Annotated in this window: 20 protein-coding genes; 16 read left to right on the top strand and 4 right to left on the bottom strand. The window is 75.8% G+C overall.

Annotated elements, in window-relative coordinates:
* Positions 1-81 precede the first annotated feature (81 nt).
* The 8 genes from ruvC (at position 82) to ACFUMH_RS06795 (ending at position 9230) form a co-directional block, all read left to right on the top strand.
* A complete protein-coding gene (ruvC, locus tag ACFUMH_RS06830) occupies positions 82-648 on the top strand; it encodes a crossover junction endodeoxyribonuclease RuvC (RefSeq protein ID WP_378202386.1) in 567 nt (188 codons plus the stop codon).
* A 94-nt stretch (positions 649-742) separates the two neighbouring features.
* Positions 743-1357, top strand: a complete 615-nt coding sequence (gene ruvA / locus ACFUMH_RS06825; protein ID WP_378202383.1) for a Holliday junction branch migration protein RuvA — start codon at positions 743-745, stop codon at positions 1355-1357.
* Positions 1350-2405, top strand: a complete 1056-nt coding sequence (ruvB, locus tag ACFUMH_RS06820) for a Holliday junction branch migration DNA helicase RuvB (protein ID WP_378202380.1) — start codon at positions 1350-1352, stop codon at positions 2403-2405. The genes ruvA and ruvB overlap by 8 nt, the downstream gene beginning before the upstream one ends.
* Positions 2406-2550: 145 nt before the next feature.
* Positions 2551-2949, top strand: a complete 399-nt coding sequence (gene yajC, locus ACFUMH_RS06815; RefSeq protein WP_378202377.1) for a preprotein translocase subunit YajC — start codon at positions 2551-2553, stop codon at positions 2947-2949.
* An 81-nt stretch (positions 2950-3030) separates the two neighbouring features.
* Entirely contained in the window at positions 3031-5004 is a 1974-nt protein-coding gene (secD, locus tag ACFUMH_RS06810; protein WP_378202373.1) for a protein translocase subunit SecD, read from the top strand.
* On the top strand, positions 5004-6101 hold the full coding sequence (gene secF / locus ACFUMH_RS06805) for a protein translocase subunit SecF (protein ID WP_378202370.1): 1098 nt from the start codon (positions 5004-5006) through the stop codon (positions 6099-6101). The genes secD and secF overlap by 1 nt, the downstream gene beginning before the upstream one ends.
* Positions 6098-6646 (top strand): adenine phosphoribosyltransferase, encoded by a 549-nt coding sequence (locus ACFUMH_RS06800; protein ID WP_378202367.1) that lies wholly within the window; start codon positions 6098-6100, stop codon positions 6644-6646. Before secF ends, ACFUMH_RS06800 begins: the two co-directional genes overlap by 4 nt.
* A 292-nt stretch (positions 6647-6938) precedes the next feature.
* On the top strand, positions 6939-9230 hold the full coding sequence (locus ACFUMH_RS06795) for a RelA/SpoT family protein (protein ID WP_378202392.1): 2292 nt from the start codon (positions 6939-6941) through the stop codon (positions 9228-9230).
* Here the strand turns inward: ACFUMH_RS06795 and ACFUMH_RS06790 are convergent.
* The 3 genes from ACFUMH_RS06790 to ACFUMH_RS06780 all read right to left on the bottom strand — a co-directional run bounded on the left by ACFUMH_RS06790 (position 9217) and on the right by ACFUMH_RS06780 (position 12573).
* Positions 9217-9834: a hypothetical protein gene (locus ACFUMH_RS06790; protein ID WP_378202364.1), complete on the bottom strand. Its 618-nt coding sequence runs from the start codon at positions 9832-9834 to the stop codon at positions 9217-9219. The two genes, ACFUMH_RS06795 and ACFUMH_RS06790, sit on opposite strands and share 14 nt — an antisense overlap.
* Before the next feature lie 130 nt (positions 9835-9964).
* Positions 9965-11797 (bottom strand): DUF349 domain-containing protein, encoded by a 1833-nt coding sequence (locus tag ACFUMH_RS06785; protein ID WP_378202361.1) that lies wholly within the window; start codon positions 11795-11797, stop codon positions 9965-9967.
* A complete protein-coding gene (locus tag ACFUMH_RS06780; RefSeq protein ID WP_378202358.1) occupies positions 11794-12573 on the bottom strand; it encodes a peptidylprolyl isomerase in 780 nt (259 codons plus the stop codon). Before ACFUMH_RS06780 ends, ACFUMH_RS06785 begins: the two co-directional genes overlap by 4 nt.
* A 182-nt stretch (positions 12574-12755) precedes the next feature.
* Between ACFUMH_RS06780 and ACFUMH_RS06775 the strand changes: the two genes are divergently transcribed.
* From ACFUMH_RS06775 to ACFUMH_RS06750, 6 genes are all read left to right on the top strand, one after another.
* The gene (locus ACFUMH_RS06775) at positions 12756-13478 is read left to right on the top strand and encodes an MBL fold metallo-hydrolase (RefSeq protein WP_378202355.1); all 723 of its coding nucleotides are present in this window, start codon (positions 12756-12758) and stop codon (positions 13476-13478) included.
* A 103-nt stretch (positions 13479-13581) separates the two neighbouring features.
* Positions 13582-14967, top strand: a complete 1386-nt coding sequence (gene hisS, locus ACFUMH_RS06770; protein ID WP_378202352.1) for a histidine--tRNA ligase — start codon at positions 13582-13584, stop codon at positions 14965-14967.
* Between the two features lie 87 nt (positions 14968-15054).
* Positions 15055-15705 carry a hypothetical protein gene (locus tag ACFUMH_RS06765; RefSeq protein WP_378202349.1) on the top strand — a complete coding sequence of 217 codons (651 nt, stop codon included), beginning with the start codon at positions 15055-15057 and terminating at the stop codon, positions 15703-15705.
* Between the two features lie 31 nt (positions 15706-15736).
* Entirely contained in the window at positions 15737-16819 is a 1083-nt protein-coding gene (locus tag ACFUMH_RS06760; RefSeq protein WP_378202347.1) for an Rv2578c family radical SAM protein, read from the top strand.
* A gap of 146 nt (positions 16820-16965) precedes the next feature.
* Positions 16966-18762, top strand: a complete 1797-nt coding sequence (gene aspS / locus ACFUMH_RS06755; RefSeq protein ID WP_378202343.1) for an aspartate--tRNA ligase — start codon at positions 16966-16968, stop codon at positions 18760-18762.
* Positions 18759-19550 carry a GNAT family N-acetyltransferase gene (locus ACFUMH_RS06750; RefSeq protein WP_378202340.1) on the top strand — a complete coding sequence of 264 codons (792 nt, stop codon included), beginning with the start codon at positions 18759-18761 and terminating at the stop codon, positions 19548-19550. Before aspS ends, ACFUMH_RS06750 begins: the two co-directional genes overlap by 4 nt.
* Before the next feature lie 56 nt (positions 19551-19606).
* Here the strand turns inward: ACFUMH_RS06750 and ACFUMH_RS06745 are convergent, their stop codons facing one another.
* Positions 19607-21850 (bottom strand): MMPL family transporter, encoded by a 2244-nt coding sequence (locus tag ACFUMH_RS06745; RefSeq protein WP_378202337.1) that lies wholly within the window; start codon positions 21848-21850, stop codon positions 19607-19609.
* Positions 21851-21930: 80 nt separating this feature from the next.
* On the opposite strand from ACFUMH_RS06745, the gene ACFUMH_RS06740 reads away from it, so the two are divergent.
* Complete coding sequence (locus ACFUMH_RS06740) at positions 21931-23319, top strand: replication-associated recombination protein A (RefSeq protein ID WP_378202334.1); 1389 nt, start codon at positions 21931-21933, stop codon at positions 23317-23319.
* A gap of 273 nt (positions 23320-23592) precedes the next feature.
* Complete coding sequence (gene rpsD, locus ACFUMH_RS06735) at positions 23593-24219, top strand: 30S ribosomal protein S4 (protein WP_378202331.1); 627 nt, start codon at positions 23593-23595, stop codon at positions 24217-24219.
* Positions 24220-24275: the final 56 nt, after the last annotated feature.

Below are 24275 nucleotides of genomic sequence, written 5' to 3'. Positions count from 1 at the left end.
GGTCCCGGACGGGGCCCGGCGCGTCGCCGTGTCCGGGCACGCCTGCGCGGACCGGGCGCCGGTGCCTGCGACGATGGCCGCGTGCGCGTCCTCGGAGTCGACCCCGGTCTCACCCGCTGCGGCCTCGGCGTCGTTGACGGGCTGCCCGGCCGCCGGCTGCGCATGGTCGCCGTCGACGTCGCGACGTCCGAGCCCGGCCTGGACGTCGACCAGCGGCTGCTGCGCATCGAGCGGCGGATCGAGGAGTACCTCGAGGAGTACGCGCCCGACACCGTGGCCGTCGAACGGGTCTTCGCGCAGCACAACGTGAGCACGGTGATGGGCACGGCGCAGGTCGCCGGCCTGGCGCTCGTCGCCGCCGCGCGCCGCCGCATCCCGGTCGCCATGCACACGCCGAGCGAGGTCAAGGCCGCCGTGACGGGCAGCGGCCGGGCCGACAAGGCGCAGGTGCAGCAGATGGTCCGCCGGCTGCTCGAGCTCGAGGTCGCGCCGCGGCCCGCCGACGCCGCGGACGCGCTGGCCCTCGCGATCTGCCACCTGTGGCGGCCGGCCGGGGCGATCGGCGCGCCGCAGCGCGCGCCCGGGTCGCTGACGCCGGCGCAGCGTGCGTGGGCCGCCGCGGAGCAGGCCGCGCGCCGCCGGGCGTGAGCGTGTCGTTCGTACAGGTGTTCGCCCGCTGTGGCACAGTGGGCGCCGGTGCGCCGGCCGCGTGGGTCGCGCGCGGGAGCAGGAGGTGCGTGCGGTGATCGCGTCCGTGCACGGGACGGTGCTGACGGTGCGGCTCGACGCCGCGGTGGTCGAGGTCGGTGGCGTCGGCATGCTCGTGCAGGCGACGCCCACGACGCTCGCCGGGCTCCGGGTCGGCACGCCGGCCCGCCTGTTCACGTCGCTCGTGGTCCGCGAGGACTCGCTGACGCTGTTCGGGTTCGCGGACGCCGACGAGCGCGACGTCTTCGAGATCCTGCAGACGGTCACCGGCGTGGGGCCGCGCCTCGCCCTCGCGATGCTCGCGGTGCACACGCCCGACGGACTGCGGCGGGCGGTCGCCGACGAGGACCTGGCCGCGCTCGTGCGCGTGCCGGGCATCGGCCGCAAGGGCGCGCAGCGCATCGTCCTCGAGCTGGGGGACCGCCTCGGTGCGCCGACGCCCGTGGGCGGCGGCCCCGTGCGGTCCGCCGTCGCGGCCGACCACCGCGACCAGGTCGTCGACGCGCTCGTCGGGCTCGGCTGGCCGCTGCGCGCCGCGCAGGACGCCGTCGCCGGCGTGCTCGACGGCGGCACGGAGCCGGTCGGCGCCGACGAGGTGCCGGGCGTCCTGCGTGCCGCGCTGCGCGTGCTCGGGGGCTCGCGTGCCTGAGGCGGGTCCCCCGGCGGACGACGGCGCCGCGCCCGAGTCGCTCGTGCGCGCGGGTGCGGACGAGCTCGAGCGCGCCGCCGAGGCGGCGCTGCGCCCGCGCCGCCTCGACGAGTTCGTCGGGCAGCGCGTCGTGCGCGACCAGCTGTCGCTCGTGCTCCAGGCCGCGCTCAACCGCGGACGCGCACCGGACCACGTGCTGCTGTCCGGGCCGCCCGGGCTGGGCAAGACGACCCTCGCCATGATCATCGCTGCCGAGCTCGGCACGTCGCTGCGGGTCACCAGCGGGCCGGCCATCCAGCACGCGGGCGACCTCGCCGCGGTGCTGTCCTCGCTCGAGGAGGGCGAGGTGCTGTTCCTCGACGAGATCCACCGGCTGGCGCGCCCGGCCGAGGAGCTGCTGTACGTCGCCATGGAGGACTTCCGAGTCGACGTGGTCGTCGGCAAGGGCGCCGGCGCCAGCGCCATCCCGCTGTCGCTCCCGCCGTTCACGGTCGTCGGCGCGACGACGCGCGCCGGGCTGCTGCCGGCGCCCCTGCGGGACCGCTTCGGCTTCACCGGCCACCTCGACTTCTACGACGACGACGAGCTCGAGCGCGTCCTGCTGCGGTCCGCCGGCCTGCTCGGCGTGCCGCTCGAGGGCGAGGCCGCCGCCGAGATCGCGTCGCGCTCCCGCGGGACCCCGCGCATCGCCAACCGCCTGCTGCGCCGCGTGCGCGACTGGGCCGAGGTGCGCGGTGACGGCCGGCTCACGCTCGACGCGGCACGGGCCGCGCTGGCGGTGTACGAGGTCGACGAGCGCGGGCTCGACCGGCTCGACCGGTCGGTGCTGCAGGCGCTGTGCCTGCGGTTCGGCGGCGGGCCGGTGGGCCTGACGACGCTCGCCGTCGCCGTGGGGGAGGAACCCGAGACCGTCGAGACGGTCGCCGAGCCTTTCCTCGTGCGGGAGGGCCTGATCGGCCGGACGCCGCGCGGACGCGTGGCGATGCCCGCGGCGTGGGACCACCTCGGCCTCGACCGCCCGGCGCCGGCGGACACGCTGTTCGGCTGAGGTCGGCCGGGCCCTGACCGCCGAGCCACCGGAGCCGCCGCCTGGCGGGTCCGGGAACGGTCCGGGGCGGACGGACGTTGGAGGCTCCGGCCGCGGCGCCTAGACTGCGGCGGACGTCGACACCGATGCGGAGACCTTCCCCCTCATGGACTACTCGTTCCTCATCATCCTGCTGGTCGCCTTCGCGGCCCTGTGGTTCATGTCGAGCCGCACCCGCAAGCAGCAGCGGGAGATGGCCGACCTGCGCACCAACCTCGAGGTCGGCGACGAGGTCATGACGGGGTCCGGGCTCTTCGGCACCGTCACCGCCGTCGAGGGCGACGTCGTGACGCTCGAGTCCACTCCGGGTTCCGAGACCCGGTGGCTCAAGGCCGCGATCGCCCGCCGCGTCGACCCGCCCGTCGTGGCCGACGCCGAGGAGGTCGTGGTCGAGGACGACGTGACCGACGCGGACGACCGCGACGGCGTCATCGACGTCCCGGACGACCTGTCGTCGCTGCCGCCGGAGAACCCGCGCCGCGACGACGACACCGACAGGAAGTGACCGTCGGCCCGGGCGACGACGCCCGGGCCTGGATCCCACCGGCCGCCCCGCGGCCGGTGCGCGCACGAGAGAAGAACTGCGTTGGCTCCTCCTCCCCGCCGCCGTGAACGGCCGGTCCGTACGCTCGTCACCCTCGGTGTCGTCCTCGTCGCGATCTTCGCGACGATCCTCGCCGGCAGCCGGTGGGGCGACGCGGAGCTGACGCCCAGCCTCGCGCTCGACCTCGAGGGCGGGACGCAGGTCATCCTGCGGCCCGTCGCCGAGGCCGAGGGCGCGGTCACGGCCGACACCATCGACCAGGCGATCGGCGTCATCCGCCAGCGCGTCGACGCCTCCGGCGTCGCCGAGGCCGAGATCACGAGCCAGGGCGGCTCGAACATCGTCGTGGCCCTGCCCGGGCGCCCGAGCGAGGAGACCCTCGACCTGGTCCGGACCTCCGCGCAGATGGAGTTCCGCCCGGTCCTCGTCATGGGCGCGCCCACGCCGACGGCCGAGACGGACCCGGCGGCCACGGGCGCCCCCGCGCCGGAGGAGTCCGCCGCACCGGCAGAGGGGGACGCGGCCGAGGGCGAGACGGCCGTGCTGCCCGCGACGGACGCCACCGCCGAGCCGGTCGAGCCGGCGGTGGACCCCGCGGCCACCCCGCCCGCGGCCGAGGAGCCGTCGGACGCACCGGCGACGGCGGAGCCGACGAGCCCCAGCGACGTCGCGTACTACGTCACGCCCGCCGTGCAGGCGCAGTTCGACGCGCTCGACTGCACGCTCCCGGAGAACCGCACGGGCGGCGCGCCCGGGGCCGCGGACGCCGCGGTCGTGACCTGCGACCAGACCGGCACCGCCAAGTTCATCCTCGGCCCGGTCGAGATCGAGGGCGCGGACATCGACACGGCGACGTCCGGCCTGCGCCAGCTGCAGTCCGGCGCCACGACGAACGAGTGGGTCGTCAACCTCGAGTTCACCTCGGGCGGCACGCCCAAGTTCACCGAGACCACCACGCGGCTCGCGTCGCAGGCGCCGCCGCTGAACCAGTTCGCGGTGGTGCTGGACGCGCTCGTCATCTCCGCGCCGTCGGTCAACGAGGTCATCCCGAACGGGCAGGCCGAGATCTCCGGCACGTTCACGCGGGACTCGGCGGCGGCGCTGGCCAACCAGCTCAGCTTCGGTTCGCTGCCGATCAGCTTCACCGTGCAGAGCGAGGAGCAGATCTCCGCGACGCTCGGGTCCGAGCAGCTGCGCAACGGCCTCCTCGCCGGCCTGCTCGGTCTGCTGCTCGTGGTCGTGTACTCGCTGTTCCAGTACCGCGCGCTCGGCCTGGTCACCGTGGCGTCGCTGGTCATCGCCGCGGTGCTCACGTACGGCGTGATCACCCTGCTGTCGTGGTGGCAGGGGTACCGCCTGTCGCTCCCCGGCGTGGCGGGTCTCATCGTGGCCATCGGCGTGACGGCCGACTCGTTCATCGTCTACTTCGAGCGCATCCGTGACGAGCTCCGGGACGGCCGCTCGCTGGGCGCCGCCGTGGACACCGGGTGGCGGCGCGCGCGGCGCACCATCCTGGCGTCCGACGCGGTGAACCTCCTCGCCGCCGTCGTGCTGTACTTCGCCGCCGTCGGCGGGGTGCGCGGGTTCGCGTTCACCCTCGGGCTGACCACGCTCATCGACCTCCTCGTGGTCGTGTGCTTCACGCACCCGCTCATGGTGCTGCTGTCGCGGACGCGCTTCTTCGCGCAGGGGCACCCGGCGTCCGGCCTGGACCCGAAGCGGCTCGGCGTCGACCCGTCGAAGGTCCGCTACGTCGGCCGGGGACGCGTCGTCACCGGCGCCCGCGACGGCGCGCCGACCGAGCCGGCCACGGACGACGGCGCCGACGTGGCGGGGCTGTCCTCGCGGCCGCGCAAGCAGCCCGTCGCCGTGGGCGCCGGGCACCAGACCATCGCCGAGCGCCGGGCCGCCGCCCGGGCCGCCGCCGCGGCGCAGGACACCACCGACGCGACCGAGGACGGCGCGACGGGGACCGACGCGCCCGGGACCGGGCGCCCCGAGGGGAGCGACCGCTGATGGCCGCCGGATTCGCCCAGTGGGGCAACGACCTGTACACGGGTCGTCGCTCGTACGACATCGTCGGCAAGCGCCGCCGGTGGTACGCCGTGTCCGCCGTCCTGCTGCTGATCTCGGTGGTGCTGCTCATCACGCCGGGCCTCAACCCCGGCATCGAGTTCCGCGGCGGCTCGGAGTTCACGGTCTCGGACGTCGACGACCTCGACCAGGGGCTCGCCACGCGCACCGTCCAGGAGGTCGCGCCCGACGAGGTGCCGCGCGTGACCACCCTCGGCGGCGACTCGCTGCGCATCCAGACGTCGCAGCTCGAGCAGGAGCAGGTGCAGCAGGTCACCGACGCGCTCGCCACGGCGTTCGACGTGCCGGAGGAGCAGGTCACCAGCAACTACATCGGCCCCGCCTGGGGGCGCGACGTGTCGCAGAAGGCGCTCACGGGCCTCGGGGTCTTCCTCCTGTTCGTGGCCGCCGTGATGACGCTGTACTTCCGCAACTGGCGGATGGCCGTCGCGGCGCTGGTCGCCCTGGCGCACGACCTCATCATCACCGTCGGCCTGTACTCGGGCATCGGCTGGGAGGTCACGCCCGCCACCGTGATCGGGTTCCTCACGATCCTCGGGTACTCGCTGTACGACACCGTCGTGGTGTTCGACAAGGTGCGCGAGAACACCGCGGACACGCTCGAGCAGACACGGTTCACCTACGCCGAGAAGGCGAACCTCGCCGTCAACCAGACGCTCGTGCGCTCGATCAACACGTCGGTCGTCGCGCTGCTGCCCGTCGCGTCGATCCTCGTCGTCGGGGCGTTCATCCTCGGCGCCGGCACCCTGCGCGACATCGCGCTCGCGCTGTTCGTCGGCATGGTGGTCGGCACGTTCTCGTCGGTCTTCATCGCCACGCCGTTCGAGGTCACGCTGCGCGAGCGGGAGCCGCGGATCCGCGAGCACACCGCGAAGGTGCTGGCGCTGCGCGCGGGGACCGCGACGGCGGACGGCGACGCGGGGGAGCCGGCCCTCGCCGGCGCACCGCGCGCGACCGGGGCGCTCCGGCCGGGCGGGCACCAGGGTCAGGCGGCCCAGCCGCGGCGCAAGAGCCGGTGAGCGCGCTGACGGGCGACGCGCGCGCCGACCTGGCGCGTCGCGTCGACGGCCTGCTGCGGACGGTCCCGGACTTCCCGGAGCCGGGCGTCCAGTTCCGCGACATCATGCCGCTGCTGGCCGACCCGGCCGCGTTCGCCGAGGTCGTCGCGGCGCTGGCCGCCGACGCCCCGGGACGGGTGGACCTCGTCGCCGGCATGGAGGCCCGCGGGTTCCTGCTCGCGGCGCCGGTCGCCACGGCGCTCGGCGCGGGCGTCGTGCCCGTGCGGAAGGCCGGCAAGCTGCCCGGCCCCGTCGCGTCCGCGACGTACGCGCTCGAGTACGGGACGGCGACCGTCGAGGTGCAGCCGTTCACGGTGCCGGCCGGCGCGCGGGTGCTCGTCATCGACGACGTGCTCGCCACCGGCGGCACCGCCGCCGCCACGGTCGAGCTGCTCGAGCGCTGCGGCGCCGAGGTGGTCGGTCTCAGCTTCCTCGTCGAGCTCGAGGCGCTGCGCGGCCGGGACCTGCTGCCCGGCCGCGAGATCGACGCGCTGCTCACCCTCTGACCCGCGCCGCGTGCGCGTCGCACCTCCCGTCGCGCGCGGCGGCCCGTCACCCGTGCGGACCGCCGCGTGCGGGTCGACGCGTGCGCCGACGTAGACTCGTCCGACCAGGACCGCACCGTCGGCCGTCCGCCGCCGGTCGTCGCCGTCGGTGCGCACGACGGTCAGGGGAGGGGGTGCCGTGAACGAGAAGGTCAAGGCTGCGCCGTCGGAGACGGGCACGCCCGCGACCGCGCCCTCGGACGCGCCGCCCGCGACGGCGGCGCCCGCCGCGGCGTCCACACCCGGTACCGGCGTGCCCGTCGCGGGCGAGGGCGGCGACGGCGTCGGGTCGTCCGGGTCGCGCGTGCGCGCCCGCCTCGCGCGGCTGTCGGGCCGGTCCGGCGCGACGTACCCGGCACTCGAGCCGGTGCTCCAGGCCGTCCGCATGAACCACCCGAAGGCGGACCTGTCCGCGGTGGAGCAGGCCTACGTGGTCGCGGAGCGCGCGCACCGAGGCCAGCTCCGCAAGAGCGGCGACCCGTACATCACGCACCCGGTCGCGGTCGCCACGATCCTCGCCGAGCTCGGCATGACGCCGTCGACGCTCGTCGCGGCGCTGCTGCACGACACGGTCGAGGACACCGAGTACTCGCTGGACCAGCTGCGGCGCGAGTTCGGGCCCGAGGTCGCGATGCTCGTCGACGGCGTCACGAAGCTCGACAAGGTCGCGTACGGCGACGCGGCGCAGGCCGAGACCGTGCGCAAGATGGTCGTCGCGATGTCGCGTGACATCCGGGTGCTCGTCATCAAGCTCGCCGACCGCCTGCACAACGCCCGCACGTGGAAGTTCGTCGCCGCGTCGTCGGCCGAGAAGAAGGCGCGCGAGACGCTCGAGATCTACGCGCCGCTCGCCCACCGCCTCGGCATGAACACCATCAAGTGGGAGCTCGAGGACCTCTCGTTCGCGACGCTCTACCCGAAGGTCTACGACGAGATCGTGCACCTCGTCGCGGAGCGCGCCCCCGCACGCGAGGAGTACCTCGCGACGGTCCGCGACCAGGTCGGCACGGACCTGCGTGGGGCGAAGATCCGCGCGACGGTCACCGGGCGGCCGAAGCACTACTACTCGATCTACCAGAAGATGATCGTGCGCGGCCGCGACTTCGCCGACATCTACGACCTCGTGGGCGTCCGCGTCCTCGTCGACACGGTCCGCGACTGCTACGCGGCCCTCGGTGCCCTGCACGCGCGGTGGAACCCGGTCCCCGGCCGGTTCAAGGACTACATCGCGATGCCGAAGTTCAACCTGTACCAGTCGCTGCACACGACGGTGATCGGCCCCGGCGGCAAGCCGGTGGAGATCCAGATCCGCACGCACGACATGCACCGCCGCGCCGAGTACGGCGTCGCCGCGCACTGGAAGTACAAGGAGAACGCCAAGAACGGCCAGCCGGCCGGCGACGACATGACGTGGCTGCGCCAGCTCGTCGACTGGCAGCGCGAGACCGCGGACCCCACCGAGTTCCTCGACCTGCTGCGCGACGAGATCGCCGGCGCCGAGGTGTACGTGTTCACGCCGAAGGGCGACGTCCAGGCGCTGCCTGCCGGCTCGACGCCGGTCGACTTCGCGTACGCCGTGCACACCGAGGTCGGGCACCGCACCATGGGCGCCCGCGTCAACGGGCGGCTCGTGCCGCTCGACTCGACGCTCGAGAACGGCGACGTCGTCGAGGTGTTCACCTCGCGCTCGGAGACCGCCGGCCCGAGCCGCGACTGGCTGGGCTTCGTCAAGAGCCCCCGCGCCCGGAACAAGATCCGCCAGTGGTTCACGAAGGAGCGCCGCGAGGAGGCGGTCGAGCACGGCAAGGACGCCATCGCGAAGGCGATGCGCAAGCAGAACCTGCCGATCCAGCGCCTGATGTCCCACGAGGCGCTCGTCGCCCTCGCGCACGAGATGCGGTACGCGGACGTGTCGGCGCTGTACGCCGCCGTCGGCGAGGGGCAGGCGTCGGCGGCGTCGGTCGTGCAGCGCCTCGTGCACTCGCTCGGCGGCGAGCCGGCCGCCGAGGAGGACCTGGCCGAGACCGCGCGCCCGGGGCAGCCCGCGCGGCGCGTGCGGACGGGCGACCCCGGTGTCGTCGTCAAGGGCGTCGAGGACGTCTGGGTCAAGCTCGCGAAGTGCTGCACGCCGGTGCCCGGTGACGAGATCCTCGGGTTCGTCACGCGCGGGCAGGGGGTGTCGGTGCACCGCACGGACTGCATCAACGTGGAGGCGCTGCGCCGCCAGCCCGAGCGGCTCGTCGACGTCGGGTGGACGCACACGAGCTCGCAGCTGTTCCTCGTGCAGATCCAGGTGGAGGCGCTCGACCGCAGCCGGCTGCTGTCGGACGTCACGCGCGTGCTGTCCGACCACCACGTCAACATCCTGTCGGCGTCCGTGTCGACGTCGCGCGACCGCGTCGCGCTGTCGCGGTTCGTCTTCGAGATGGCGGAGCCGTCGCACCTGGCGTCGGTGCTCGCCGCGGTCCGGAAGGTCGAGGGCGTGTTCGACGTCTACCGGGTCACGGGCGCCCGCGCGGCCGAGGAGCCGGTCATCCGGGCCTGACGGCACGCGTCCCGCCGGCGCCCGCCGCCCCGCGCAGCAGGGCGCGGGCCCGTCGGACCCCGCGGTGCCCCTCGAGGTCGTCGAGGACCGCCGCCGCCGCGGCGAGGTCCACGCCGCAGCGGTCCGCCAGCCGGTGGACCGCCGCGCGCGCTGCCGCGGGCGGCTCCCAGCGTGCGACGTCGAGCACCGTGCGCAGCGGCGTCGTCACCGCGGTGCCGCCGAGCACGACGACGTCGGCGGCGGGCAGCCGTGCCTCGGCGACCCACCGGTCGGGGTGCGCGTCGGGGCGTCGCGTCCCCGCGCCCACGAGGACGGTCGCGCGCCGCGGCGCGACGCCGCCGGCATGCACCCAGACGGCGGACAGGCGGCCCACCGCGCCGCGGGCCGGGACGAGCCCGGCGAGCGCGGCGGCGCGGACCGCCGGTGTCTCGGCGGTGCCCGCGGTCCGCGCGACGGCGCCCCACAGCGGGACGAGGTGGCCGTCGGCGAGCAGGCCCGCCCAGGCGAGCGGGCCGACGTCGTGGCGGTGGAGCAGGGCCGGCACGGTGCGTGACGGGGGACGCAGCCGCGCGAGGGCCGGCGGGGCGGTGCTGGAGGTCGTCACACGCCCAGGATGACGCGCGGCGACGCCGTGGTGCGGCGAGGGCGCCCGTCCTGTGGACGGGCGCCCTCGCCGGTGACTGCTCCGACGACCGCTGCGGGTGGCCCTGCGCCGCGGTCGCGGGTGGGGCGGCTCAGCCCCGGGCGTCGTCCGCCGCGCGCTGGACCTGCTCGAGCCACGCGCGCCGCGCGTCCAGCGCAGCCTGCGCCTCGGCGACGCGCCGCTGGTCACCGGCCGCCTGCGCCTTCGCCAGGTCGTCCTCGAGGCCGGCGATGGCCTGCTCGAGCTGTGCCGCCGCACCCTCGGCGCGGGCCCGCGTCTCGGGGTTGCTGCGCCGCCACTGGGCGCTCTCGGCGTCGCGCACCGCCTGCTCGACGGCGCGCATGCGGCCCTCGACGCGCTGCAGGTCGCCGCGAGGCACCTTGCCGGCGGCCTCCCACCGGTCCTGCAGCGAGCGGAGCGCGGCCTTCGCGGCGCCCAGGTCGCGGACCGGCAGGATCGCCTCCGCCTCGACGAGCAGCGCCTCCTTGACCTCCAGGTTGGCGCGGAACTCGGCGTCGACCGCCTGGTTCGCCGCGTCGCGGGCCGCGAAGAAGGCGTCCTGCGCCGCGCGGAACCGGGCCCACAGCGCGTCGTCGACCTGACGGTTCGCCCGGCCGGCGGACTTCCACCGCGCCATGAGGTCGCGGAAGGCCGCCGACGTCGCCCCCCAGTCGGTGCTGCCGGACAGCGCCTCGGCCTGCGCGACCAGGGCCTCCTTGGCGGCCTTGGCCTCGGCGTTGCGCGACTCGAGCTCCGCGAAGAAGTGCCGCCGCTCCCGGTCGAACGTCGTCCGGGCGTGGCTGAACCGCTTCCAGAGGGACTCCTCCGTCGGGCGGTCGATGCGCGGACCCTGGCGCTGCGCCTCCTTCCACTGCTCGAGGAGGGCGCGCAGCTGCTCGCCGGCGGGACGCCACTGGATGCGGCTCGGGTCCGTCCCGGCGATTTTCTCCGCCTGCTCGACGATCTGCGTGCGGGAGGCCACGGCGGCCTCGCGCGCCGCCTGGCGCTCCGCCTCGGCCTGCGCCCGGCGCTCGGCGGCGCGCTCGCGCAGCCCGTCGAGGCGCGCACGCAGTCCGTCGAGGTCACCCACGGCGGCCGGCTCGGCCAGCTCCTGGCCGAGCTTGGTGAGCGTCTGGTCGATCTCCTTGACCGAGAGGTCGGTGGCGGCCAGCCGCGTCTCGAAGAGCACGACCTTCGCCTGCAGGTCGAGGTAGCGGCGGACGTACAGGCCCAGCGCCTCCTCGGCGCTCGCGCCCGGGAACTGCCCGACGACACGCTCGCCCGCCGCCTCGCGGACGTGGACGGTGCCGTCCTCGTCGACGCGGCCGAACTCGGCGGCGCGCGCCGCCTCGGCGGGGTCGACCGGCGGGCCGGCGGGTGCCGCGGGTGCGGCAGCCGGCGCACCGGCCGCCGCAGCGACGGGGCGGGCGGACGGGCGGGGGAGCCCGCGCAGGGACGCCGGCGAGGGGCGCGGTGCCGGGCGCGGCGTGGCGTCGCCGGGCTCGTCGGCCGCGGCCGGCTGCTCGGCGTCGTCGGTGGCGGTCTCGGCCTGAGCCGGCTGCTCCGCGGCCACGGCGGGCTCGTCGGTCGACACGGCGGTCTCGTCGGTCGAGGCGGTGGCCTCGTCGGCGGCAGGGGCGTCGTCGGCGGCCGCGTCGTCGGCCGTGACGGCCTCGTCCGGCGTCGCGTCGGTCGGCGCTGCCTCATCCTGCGTGGCGTCGGCGGGTGCGGCGTCGTCCGGCGTCGCCTCGGCCGGTGTGGCCTCGTCCTGCGTCGCGTCGGCGGCCGCCGCGTCGTCCTGCGTCGGCTCGGCGACGGGCTGCTCGTCCGTGCCGTCGGCCGCGGCGGGCGCGGCCTCGGGGTCCGTGAGGGCGGGAGACTGCTCGGCGTCGTCCGCGGACGGCGTCGTCTGCTGCTCGGTCACTGGATCTCCACTCCCTCGATGATGACGTCCTGGACGGGCCGCTCGGTACCCGGCTGCGTCCCGGCGTCAGCGATGGCCTGCACGACGTCCAACCCGGACGTGATGCGGCCGAACACGGTGTAGCCACCCGCCGTGTCGGACGGGATGGTCGAGTCCTCGTAGACGAGGAAGAACTGGCTGCCCATCGACTCGGCGTCGTTGCCGACGCGCGCCATGGCGAGGGTGCCGGCGGGGTAGACGTCGTCGGCCGGGGCGTTCTCGACCGGGCCCCAGCTGTACCCCGGGCCGCCCGTGCCGGTCGCGGTCGGGTCGCCGCACTGGAGCACGAAGATCCCGGACGGGACGAGGCGGTGGCAGAGGGTGCTGTCGAAGTACCCCTCGCGCGCGAGGGTGACGAAGTTCGCGACGGCCTGCGGTGCGGCGGCGCCGTCGAGCTCGACCTCGACCACGCCGGCCGACGTCGTGAGCGTGCCCGTCCACGTGCGGCCCTCCGCGGCCGCCGGGTCGGGCACGACGCCGCCGTTGCCGGTGCGCGCGGGAAGGGTGGGGGCGGGGGTCGCCTCGGCGACGTCGCTCGCGGTCGGGGCGGCCTGCGGCGCTCCGTCGTCCTGGTTGAGCGCAACGGCGGCGACCACACCGGTGCCGATGACGAGGGCACCCACGACGGACGCGGCGATGACGCGCTGGCGCTGCCGGCGCGTGCGTGCGGCCTCCTGCCGTGCCTGCCACTTCTCGTACCGTCGCCGCTCGTACTCGCGCTTGGAGTTCACCGCCACCCCTCGTGGTCGTGCCGGCGGCCGAGGCCGCGCCGCCGTCCGGACCCGCGCCGGACCCGGCACAGTCTAGGCAGGGCGCGGCGCGCCGCGACCACCGGGTGCACCCGCGCGCCACGCGCCCACGCGAGGTCGGCGCGGGCGGGCGCCCCTCCGCCCCCGGCGCGCGGTCTAGCGTGCGAGGCATGGAGATCCTGACGGTGGTGGCACCGGTGTTCGGCGCGCGGTGCTCGGTGGTGGTCGGCCCGGACCGGTCGTGCGTCGTCGTGGACGCCGGGGCGGGCGTCGGCGGGCAGGTCCGCGCGCTCGTCGAGGGACGGGGCCTGCGGCCCCGTGCGGTCCTGGCCACGCACGGGCACGCGGACCACACGTGGGACGCGCCCGGGCTGGCGGCCGCCTGGGACGTGCCCGTGGTGCTCCACGCCGCCGACGCGTACCGGCTCGCCGACCCGTTCGGCACGCTCGGCGTGCTCGACCCGCGGCACGACCCGCACGGACCGCTGGCCCAGGCGCTCGGGGCGGCCGGCGTCGACGTCGGTGCGTGGCAGCCGCCCGCCCGGGTCGAGCCGTTCGGGTCGGCGTCGGACGCCCGGTCGGCCGACGCGCTGCTCGCGTGGGACGACGTGCGGCTCGTCGCCCGGCACGCGCCGGGGCACACCGAGGGCTCGACGCTGTACCTGCTGGACGCCGACGGCGCCGCGCCGACCGTGCTGTCCGGCGACGTCCTGTTCGCGGGCAGCGTCGGGCGCACGGACCTGCCCGGCGGTGACGACGCCACGATGGCCGCGACGCTGCGCGACGTCGTCGCGACGCTCCCGCCCGACGCCGTCGTCCTGCCCGGCCACGGTCCCGCGACCGACGTGCGCACCGAGCTGGCGACGAACCCGTACCTCGCCCGCGCGCGCTGACCCGCCCGCCCGCTGACCGCGCCCGGCCGCTGGTCGCGCCCGCCCGCTGGCCGCGCCCGGGACGGTGCCGGCGGGCGCCCGCGCGTCTGGGATCATCGGGCGCATGGCGCGACCCACACCCCTGTCCGGATTCCCCGAGTGGCTGCCCGAGGGGCGGCTCGTCGAGCAGCACGTGCTCGACACCCTGCGGCACGCGTTCGAGCTGCACGGGTTCGCGGGGATCGAGACGCGGGCGGTCGAGCCGCTCGACCAGCTGCTGCGCAAGGGCGAGACCTCCAAGGAGGTCTACGTGCTCCGCCGGCTGCAGGAGGACGCGGACGCCGAGGAGCAGGACCCGGGCCGCCGTCTCGGCCTCCACTTCGACCTCACCGTGCCGTTCGCACGGTACGTGCTCGAGAACGCGGGGCACCTCGCGTTCCCGTTCCGCCGCTACCAGGTCCAGAAGGTGTGGCGGGGCGAGCGTCCCCAGGACGGGCGCTTCCGCGAGTTCGTGCAGGCGGACATCGACGTGGTGGGGGCCGGCGCGCTGCCGTACCACTACGAGGTCGAGCTGCCGCTCGTCATGGCCGACGCGCTGGCGGCGCTGCGCCCGATCGGCGTGCCGCCCGTGCGCATCCTCGTCAACAACCGCAAGGTCGCCGAGGGCTTCTACCGCGGCCTGGGCCTGACGGACGTCGACGCGGTGCTGCGGTCGATCGACAAGCTCGACAAGGTCGGGCCGGACGCCGTCGCGGAGCTGCTCGTCGCCGAGGCGGGCGCGACGCCGGAGCAGGCGCAGGCGTGCCTCCGGCTGGCCGAGGTGCGCGGGGACGACGCGGGCGTCGTCGCCCGGGTGCGCGCGCTGGCCGCCGAGCACGGCGCCACGACGGACCTGCTGGAGGAGGGGCTCGCCGAGCTCGGCGCCCTCGTCGCGGCGGCGGCCGAGCGGGCGCCCGGCGTCGTGGTCGCGGACCTGCGCATCGCCCGCGGCCTCGACTACTACACGGGGTCGGTGTACGAGACCGTCCTCGTCGGGCACGAGGACCTCGGCTCCATCTGCTCGGGCGGTCGGTACGACACGCTCGCGTCCGACGGGGCGACGACGTACCCGGGCGTCGGGCTGTCGGTCGGCGTCTCGCGGCTGGTCTCCCGGCTGCTCGGCGCCGGCCTCGTGCGGGCGTCGCGGTCCGTCCCGACGGCCGTGCTCGTCGCGGTGACGTCCGAGGAGCGGCGCGGCCGGTCCGACGCGGTGGCCGCGGCGCTGCGCGCGCGCGGCGTGCCGGTCGAGGTCGCGCCCAGCGCGGCGAAGTTCGGCAAGCAGATCCGGCACGCGGACCGGCGTGGGATCCCGTACGTGTGGTTCGTCGGCGACGACGACGCCGACGGGGCGGCTGCCGAGGACCAGGTCAAGGACATCCGGTCGGGGGAGCAGGTGCCCGCCGACGCCGCGTCGTGGACGCCGCCGGCGGAGGACCTCTGGCCGCGGGTCGTCCCCGTCGACGCGGGCTGACGGGGCGCGCCCTCGGCGGCGCGGGTGCGTGCGGCCCACCCGCGTCCCCGGGGGCGCGGGCGGCGCCGCCGCCCTAGCGTGGCGCGCATGACGCACGTCCTCGACGCGACACCGCCCGCCGCCGAGCGCGTGACGCTCGACGGGCACATCGCCGGCGCCGGGAGCGAGGAGGGCACACGCGTCGTCGTCGGCCGCTGGCTGCGGTCGCCGCTGGGGGCGTTCGCCGACGTCATGGTGGAGCGCCCGGACGGCACCCGCGTGCTGCTCGCGCCCAGCGAGGACGTGGCCGCCCTCGTCACCCGGCTGTACACGTTCGACGCCGTGCACGTCGTGGACGTGCGCGTCGCGGCCGACCGCGCGGGGCGGACGTGGACGGTGGCCGCCGGTCCGCTCGACGCACGGCTCGCGATCGGCGGCCGCACGGCGGTGGGGCGGCTGCTGCACGGCCTGCCGCGCGCCGTGACGTCCGCCGACGCGACCGCCGGCGTCGTCGCCGCCGTCGCGGGCGTCGTGCTGCCGGGCGTCCGCACGCGCGGGACCGGGCGCGACGGCACGCCGGAGCGGTACGCGGCCCACGACCAGCACGCCGTCGTCCGCCTCGACGCCCGCTGGGGCGACCGCTCGCTCGGCGCGCTGCGGCCCGTGGCGCCGCCCGTGCGGTTCGGGTTCTCCTCCGTGCCCGCCCGGCCGACAGTCACGGCCGTGCACGTGGTGATCGGCGGACGTCCCGCCCGTTGACACCCGTTCGAACACGTGTTCGACTGAGTGTGTGCGATGGGACGGGCAGAAGGTGGAAGCCGCGGCGGCGGAGGCCGTGCTGCCGGGCATGGACGTGCGCACCCTGCCGGGTCTCGTCCGCAGCGTGCGGACGCCCGACTTCGCCGGGGTGACGTTCCACGAGGTGCTGTGCCGCAGCGCGCTCAACCGGGTGCCCGACGCGTCGTCCGTGCCGTTCCGCTGGACGGTCAACCCGATGCGCGGCTGCCTGCACGCGTGCGCCTACTGCTTCGCGCGGCCGACGCACGAGTACCTCGACCTCGGCGCCGGCCGGGACTTCGAGAGCCAGATCGTCGTCAAGACGAACGTCGTGGAGGTGCTCCGGGCCGAGCTAGGGCGGGCGTCGTGGCGGCGCGAGCACGTCGCCCTCGGCACGAACACCGACCCCTACCAGCGGGCCGAGGGCCGGTACCGGCTCATGCCGGGGATCCTCGAGGCGCTCGCGTCGTCGGGCACGCCGTTGTCGGTGCTCACCAAGGGCACGCTGCTGCGCCGCGACCTCCCGCTGCTCGCGGACGTCGCGGCGGCCGGCGGGTCGGTCGCGGTCAGCATCTCGCTGGCGACCGTGGACGAGGAGCTGCAGCAGCTGCTCGAGCCGGGGACGCCGACGCCCCGCGCACGACTCGCGCTCGTGCGTGCGGTCCGGGACGCGGGGCTCACGTGCGGGGTGCTCGTGGCGCCCGTGCTGCCGTGGCTGACCGACTCCGAGGAGCACCTGGACGCCCTGCTCGGCGCTCTGTCCGAGGCGGGGGCGACGGGGGTGAGCGTGATGGCGCTGCACCTGCGCGGCGCCGTGAAGCCGCTCATGGAGGACTGGCTGCGGACGCACCGGCCGGGGTTGCTTGCGCGGTACCGGCGCCTGTACGGCCGCTCGGCGTACACGTCGGACGAGTACCGGCACTGGCTCGACGCCCGCGTCGGACCGCTGCTGACCCGGCACGGCTTCGCCGACCCGCGCGGGCACCGCGCGTGGCGGGCCGGCTCCACGTCGTGGCCCGCGGCGTCGGGCGGGCCGGCGGACGCGTCGCCCGCGGTGGCGACCGTGCCGGAGCCCGCCGTCGCCACCCTGTTCTGAGGAGGCGCCCTGTTCTGAGGAGGCGCCCTGTCCTGAGGAGGCGCCGACGACGGCCGTGACCCGGCGGCCCGTCCGAGCGCGGCCCACTAGGATCGGGCGGGCGTCCTCGGGCGCTCCCGTACCCCTCGACCACGAAGGACCACGCTGTGCTCCGCACCCACACCGCCGGCTCGCTGCGAGCCGAGCACATCGGCACCACCGTCACCCTCACCGGGTGGGTGGACCGCCGCCGCGATCACGGTGGGGTGGCGTTCGTCGACCTGCGGGACGCGTCCGGCATCGCGCAGGTCGTGATCCGCGACGAGGCCGTCGCGCACGGTCTGCGCGCCGAGTACGTGCTGCAGGTGACCGGTGAGGTCGGCCGGCGGCCCGAGGGCAACGAGAACAGCAACCTCGCCACCGGCGAGGTCGAGGTCGTCGCGGCCGAGGTCGTCGTGCTCAACGAGTCCGCGCCGCTGCCCTTCCCGGTCTCGACGTCGCTCGACGAGCCCGTCGGCGAGGAGGCGCGCCTGCGCCACCGCTACCTCGACCTGCGTCGCCCGGCGCCCGCGCACGCGCTGCGCCTGCGGGCCAAGGCGAACGCGGCCGCGCGCCGCGTGCTCGACGCGGACGGCTTCGTCGAGGTCGAGACGCCCACGCTGACGCGCTCGACGCCCGAGGGCGCGCGCGACTTCGTCGTGCCGGCGCGCCTGGCGCCCGGCAGCTGGTACGCGCTGCCGCAGTCGCCGCAGCTGTTCAAGCAGCTGCTCATGGTCGGCGGGCTCGAGCGGTACTACCAGATCGCCCGCTGCTACCGGGACGAGGACTTCCGCGCCGACCGGCAGCCGGAGTTCACGCAGCTCGACGTCGAGGCGAGCTTCGTCGACCAGGACGACGTCATCGCGCTGGGCGAGAAGATCCTCGTCGCGCTGTGGGACCTCATCGGCTACACGGTGCCGACGCCGATCCCGCGCATGACGTACGCCGACGCGATGGAGCGGTACGGCACCGACAAGCCCGACCTGCGGTTCGGGCTCGAGCTGACCGACCTCACGCCCTACTTCGCGCAGACGCCGTTCCGCGTGTTCCAGGCGCCGTACGTGGGCGCCGTCGTGCAGCCCGGCGGTGCCGCCACGCCGCGCCGCGGCTTCGACGCGTGGCAGGAGTGGGCCAAGCAGCGGGGGGCCAAGGGCCTCGCCTACGTGACGGTCGGCGAGGACGGCGAGCTCGGCGGCCCGGTCGCCAAGAACATCACGGACGAGGAGCGGGCGGGCCTCGCGGCGGCCGTGGGCGCGAACCCCGGCGACGCGGTGTTCTTCGCGGCCGGCTCCGCGACGGAGGCGCGCGCGCTGCTCGGCGCGGCGCGGCTCGAGATCGGCCGGCGCGGCGGGCTCGTCGACGAGGACGCGTGGTCGTTCGTGTGGGTGGTCGACGCGCCGCTGTTCAAGCCCACGGGCGAGGACGACGACGTCGCGGTCGGCGCGGGCGCCTGGACCGCCGTGCACCACGCGTTCACGTCGCCGACGCCGGAGTGGGTCGACCGCTTCGAGAAGGACCCGGGCGCGGCGCTCGCGTACGCCTACGACATCGTCTGCAACGGCAACGAGATCGGCGGCGGCTCGATCCGTATCCACCGCCGGGACGTGCAGGAGCGTGTCTTCGCCATGATGGGCATCGGCCCCGAGGAGGCGCAGGAGAAGTTCGGCTTCCTCCTCGACGCGTTCCAGTTCGGCGCGCCGCCGCACGGCGGCATCGCCTTCGGCTGGGACCGCATCACGGCGCTGCTCACGCGGTCCGAGTCGATCCGTGAGGTCATCGCGTTCCCGAAGTCGGGCGGCGGGTACGACCCGCTGACGGGCGCCCCGGCGCCGATCTCGCCCGCCCAGCGGCGCGAGACGGGTGTCGACGCGAAGCCGAAGGCCGCGGCGGGCGACGCGGCGGGGCCGGCCGCAGCCGCGGTGTGACGGCGGCGGCCGACGCGCTCGTCACGCGCCTGCCGGACGCGTTCCGCGGTCGTCGGTGGCTGCTCGCGGACCGCGACCGGTGGGGTGACGCGCGCGTGCTCGGCGACGGGCCGGACGTGCTGCTCGTGCGCAGCGCGGACGCCGGTCTCGTCGCGATGTGCGCGGGCGAGGGCGCGACCGTCGGCCGCCTGCTCGGCGACCTCGCGTGCGAGCTCGTGGCCGACGGCCGGACCCTCGCCTGGCTGACGGTGCCGCGCAGCGCGGTCGTCGACGCGGGCACGCTCGCGACGCTCGGCGTCGCACCGTTCTCGACGTGGGATCGGATGTCGACGGATGCGGCGCCGCCGCCGGTGCCGGGCGAGGAGGCGGTGGAGCGCCTCGGCGACCCCGCCGCGGACGAGGTCGCCGCGTGCCTCGCCGAGGCGAACCCCGGCACCCACGCGCACCCCGGGTCGGCCGACGACGCCGGCTGGTGGGGCGTGCGCGACGGCGGACGGCTCGTGGGCGTCATCGGGGCGGCGCAGCGGCTCGGTGCGCTCGACGGGCGCGGGTCGTGGCACCTGCACGGCCTCGGTGTCGTCCCCTCCGCACGGGGGCGGGGGATCGGCGCCGCGCTGACGGCGACGGCGCTGCGCGCGGGCCTCGGGTCCGGCCTGGCCTGGGTCTCGCTCGGCCTGTACGCCGACAACCACGTCGCGCGCCGCCTCTACCTGCGCCTGGGCATGACGGTCGACGAGGAGAACGCGTCGTACGCGCGTCCGGGCCACACCGGCGGCTTCCGGCGCTGACGGCCGGCGTGGGGGTGGGCCGGCCCCGCGGGCCGGCCCGACCGCACGAGCTCAGCTCAGTGCAGGATCGCGAACCGCTCGTACAGCCGGCGCAGCGGGGCCGGCGCCCACCAGTTGGCGCGGTCCAGCACCGTCATGGTCGCCGGCACGAGCAGCAGCCGGACGACCGTCGCGTCGATGAGCACGGCCACCGCCAGCGCGAAGCCGACCTGCTTGATGACGATGAGGTCGCCGGCCACGAACCCGGCGAACACCACGATGATGATCGCCGCGGCGGACGTGATGATCCGGCCCGACCGCTGCAGCCCCAGCCGGACCGCCCGGTCGGTCGGCATCCCGCCGTCGTGCAGCTCCTTGACGCGCGCGAGCAGGAACACCTCGTAGTCCATGGCCAGCCCGAACGCGAACGCCGCGACGAGCGCGAGCACGTAGGTCTCGATGCCGCCGGTCGACTCGAACCCGAGCAGTCCCTCGAGGTGCCCGTCCTGGAACGCCCACACGAGCACGCCGAGCGACGCGAGGATCGACAGCGTGTTGGTGAGCAGCGCCTTGACCGGGATGACGACGGAGCCGGTCATGAGGAAGAGCAGGAGGAGCGTCGCGACGGCCACCACGGTGAGGGCGAGCGGCGCGCGTTCGACGAGGGCGTCCGTGAAGTCGATCTGGCTCGCCGCCTGGCCCACGACCCACCGCTCGAACGGCGCGTCGAGGCCCCGCACGGCGCGCACGACGTCGACGGCGACGTCGCCGCCCGGGTCGGCGTCGGCCGGGCGCACGCCGACGACGACGTACGAGCCCGCGGCGGTCGGTGGGTCGACGGACGCGACGCCGTCGAGCGCGGCGACGTCCTGCGACCACGCGGTCGCCTCCTCGAGGGAGGTCGCCGCGACGACCGTCACGGCGGGTGCCGAGGCGCCGGCGTAGTCCTCCTCGAGCGCCGCGACGTACGCGCGCTGGGCGGTGCCGGCGGGCAGCAGCTCGATGCCGCTGATGCGCAGGTCCATGCGGAGCACGGGCAGCGCGAGGACCGCCAGCAGGGCGAACGAGCCGAGCATCACCCACCACGGGTGCCGCTGGACCCGGGCGGCGAGCGTGGAGAACGCGCCTTCCTCGCGCTCGACGTCGGAGGCGCGGGCCAGCAGCCGGCGCACGCCCGGCACGCGGGCCAGCACGCCCGCGCCGGCGAGGCGCCGCCCGGAGATCGTCAGGAGCGCCGGCACGAGCGTGAGGGCGGTGGCGACCGCGACGAGGACGACGAGCACGCCGGCGGCCGCGATGGCGCGCAGGATGTCGGGGCGGAACGCGAGCAGGCCGCTGATGGCGATCGCGACCGTCACCGCGGAGAAGGCGACCGTGCGGCCGGCCGTCGCCATCGTCGTCTCGACCGCCTGCACGACCGGCCCGTCCCCGCGCCGCCGCCGGCTCGCGGCGCCGCCGTCGCCGTCCACGAGACGGTGCAGCTCCTCCCGGAACCGCGAGACGACGAGCAGGCCGTAGTCGATCGACAGGCCCAGCCCGAGCACGGTGACGACGTTGACGACCGACGCCTCGACGTCCATCACGTACGTGAGGGCGAGGACGGAGCCGAGACCGCCCGCGATGGACGCGAGGGCGCCCGCCATGGGCATGGCCGCGGCGAGGAACCCTCCGAACACCAGCACCATCACGACCAGCGCGATGGGCAGCGCGACGAGCTCGCCGGTGCGCAGGTCCTGCTCCACCTGGTCGGTGATCTCGTCGACGATGAGGTGCTCCGCGCCGACGAGGCCCGTCGCGTCCGGCGCGACGGCACGCAGGTCGGCGGGCACCGCGCGCAGGCGCTGCTCCACCGCGTGGAGCGCCGCCGCCTCGGTGCCCTCGTCCAGGTCCGCCTCCAGCTCGACCACGACGAGGAAGCCGCGGCCGTCCTCGGCGAGCAGCGGTGCGGCCGCGGGGTTGGTGGCGCCGCCCGGCAGTGCGAGGGGGTCGAAGACGGTCGCGACCCCCGCGACGGCCGCGAGGTCGGCGCGGGCGTCGTCGAGCGCCGCGCCCAGCTCCGGCGTCGCGGGGTCGACGCCGTCGACGACGAGCGTCACGCCGGGCCCGGCGGTGCGGGCGTCGTTGAGGAGCTGCTGGCCCTGCGTGCTCTCGGCGCCGCTCACCCCGGGCGCACCGGTCGCGACGCGGTCGAAGAGGCTCTCGCCGTGCACGCCGAGCACGGCCAGGGCGTAGCCGGCCACCGCGAGCACCAGCCAGACGACGACGGTCAGGCGCGGGTGGTGGGCGACGAGGCGACCCAGGCGAGCGAACACGCGCGACATCGTCGCAGGTCGTCGGACGGGCGCGCACGTCGCACGACCCCTCGGACGGTGACGTCGGAGGGCGACCGTAGGCTCCTCGCATGGACCTGTTCGACGCGGCGACCTCCACGGCGCAGGGCGTGCCCGCGCCGGCGGCGGGCGCGCCGCTCGCGGTGCGCATGCGGCCGCGGTCGCTCGCCGAGGTCGCGGGCCAGGGGCACCTGCTCGTGCCCGGCTCGCCGCTGCGCCGGCTCGTGGAGCCCGCCGACGACGCCGCCCGCCGTGCCGCGCCGTCCTCGGTCGTCCTGTGGGGCCCGCCCGGCACGGGCAAGACCACGCTGGCCTACCTCGTCGCGGCGACGTCCGGGCGGCGGTTCGTCGAGCTGTCGGCCGTGACGGCCGGCGTGAAGGACGTCCGCGGGGTCGTCGACGACGCCCGTCGTCGGCTCGCCACGGACGGCGGCGAGACGGTGCTGTTCATCGACGAGGTGCACCGCTTCACCAAGGCGCAGCAGGACGCCCTCCTGCCGAGCGTCGAGAACCGCTGGGTGACGCTCGTGGCGGCGACGACGGAGAACCCCTCGTTCTCGGTGAACTCGCCGCTGCTGTCGCGGTCTCTGCTGCTCACCCTGCAGCCCCTGACGACCGACGACGTCCGGGCGCTCGTGGAGCGCGCCGTCGTGGACGAGCGGGGCCTGGGCGGCACGGTGACGCTGTCCGACGACGCCTCGGAGCACCTGCTGCGGCTCGCCGGCGGCGACGCGCGCAAGGCGCTGACGATCCTCGAGGCCGCCGCGGGCGCGGCGCTCGCCGACGCGCCGGCGGCGTCGTCCGAGACGCCGGCCGAGGTGGACCTGGCCACGGTCGAGCGCGCGATCGACGTCGCCGCGGTCCGCTACGACCGGGACGGCGACCAGCACTACGACGTCATCAGCGCGTTCATCAAGTCGGTGCGCGGGTCGGACGTCGACGCCTCGCTGCACTACCTCGCGCGCATGATCGCGGCGGGGGAGGACCCACGCTTCATCGCGCGCCGGATCGTGATCTCGGCCGCCGAGGACGTCGGCATGGCCGACCCGAGCGCGCTGCAGACCGCGGTCGCGGCCGCGCAGGCGGTCGCGCTCATCGGCATGCCGGAGGCGCGGATCATCCTCGCCGAGGCGGTCGTGCACCTCGCGACGGCGCCCAAGTCGAACGCCGCGTACGTCGGCATCAACCGGGCGCTCGAGGACGTGCGCGCGGGGCGGCTCGGGTCCGTGCCGACCCACCTGCGCGACGCCCACTACGCCGGCGCGAAGGCGCTCGGGCACGGGAAGGGCTACCGGTACGCGCACGACGAGCCGCACGCCGTCGCGCCGCAGCAGTACCTGCCCGACGAGCTGGTGGGCACGCGGTACTACGAGCCGAGCGACCGCGGGTTCGAGCGCTCGGTCCAGGAGCGGCTCGGGCGGATCCGGCAGATCCTCGAGCAGGGCGACGGCACGCGCTAACGTCCGTCGGGACGGCTCGTCGGGGTCCCGTGCCGGGGGCGGGCCACGCGTCCGGTACAGTGGTGCGGTCGTCCGCCGAGGTGGACGACCGCCTGGGGCCTCAGCCCGCGACGCACCGCCACCCCGCCACACGCCCGAGCAGCAGCCCGGACCGACGGAGGGACGCGCGCCGCACCGTGGTCGGCCCCACGCCCGCCGGATCCCTTTCCGTCCGGAGCCCAGCTCCGGTGCGCGGGTGTGATCGTCAACGAGAACACGACAGGAAGTACATCTGTGAGCAGTGTGACCCGCTCGCGCCGCCAGGTCCGCCTGAGCCGCGCCCTCGGCCTGGCCCTGACGCCCAAGGCCGTCAAGCACTTCGAGAAGCGCCCCTACCCGCCCGGTGAGCACGGCCGTGCCCGTCGCCGCACCGAGTCGGACTACGCCGTCCGTCTGCGCGAGAAGCAGCGTCTGCGCGCCCAGTACGCGCTGCGCGAGAAGCAGCTCGCCAAGGCGTACGAGAACGCCCGCAAGGCCCCGGGCCTGACCGGTGAGGCGCTCGTCGAGGACCTCGAGACGCGTCTCGACGCGCTCGTGCTGCGTGCCGGCTTCGCCCGCACGATCCTCCAGGCCCGCCAGGTCGTCGTGCACCGCCACGTGCTCGTCGACGGCAAGATCGTCGACCGCCCGTCCTTCCGCGTGAAGGAGGGCCAGACGCTCCAGATCAAGCCGAAGTCGCAGGCCACCGTGCCGTTCCAGGTCGCCGCCGCCGGCGCGCACCGCGACGTCCTCCCGACGCTCCCGGGCTACCTCGACGTGCAGCTCGAGAAGCTGTCGGCCGTCCTCGTGCGCCGCCCCAAGCGCGCCGAGATCCCGGTCACGTGCGAGGTCCAGCTGGTCGTCGAGTACTACGCCCGCTGACCTGCAGCGCTCCGACCGGGGCGGTACCGCCCCGGTCCAGCATGAACGCCCCGCCG

The sequence above is a fragment of the Cellulomonas sp. NPDC057328 genome (assembly GCF_042667215.1).
In the GTDB taxonomy this organism is placed as follows: domain Bacteria; phylum Actinomycetota; class Actinomycetes; order Actinomycetales; family Cellulomonadaceae; genus Cellulomonas.
The sequence above is the reverse complement of the archived record's forward strand: the minus strand, read 5'-3'. Positions and strand labels throughout refer to the sequence as shown.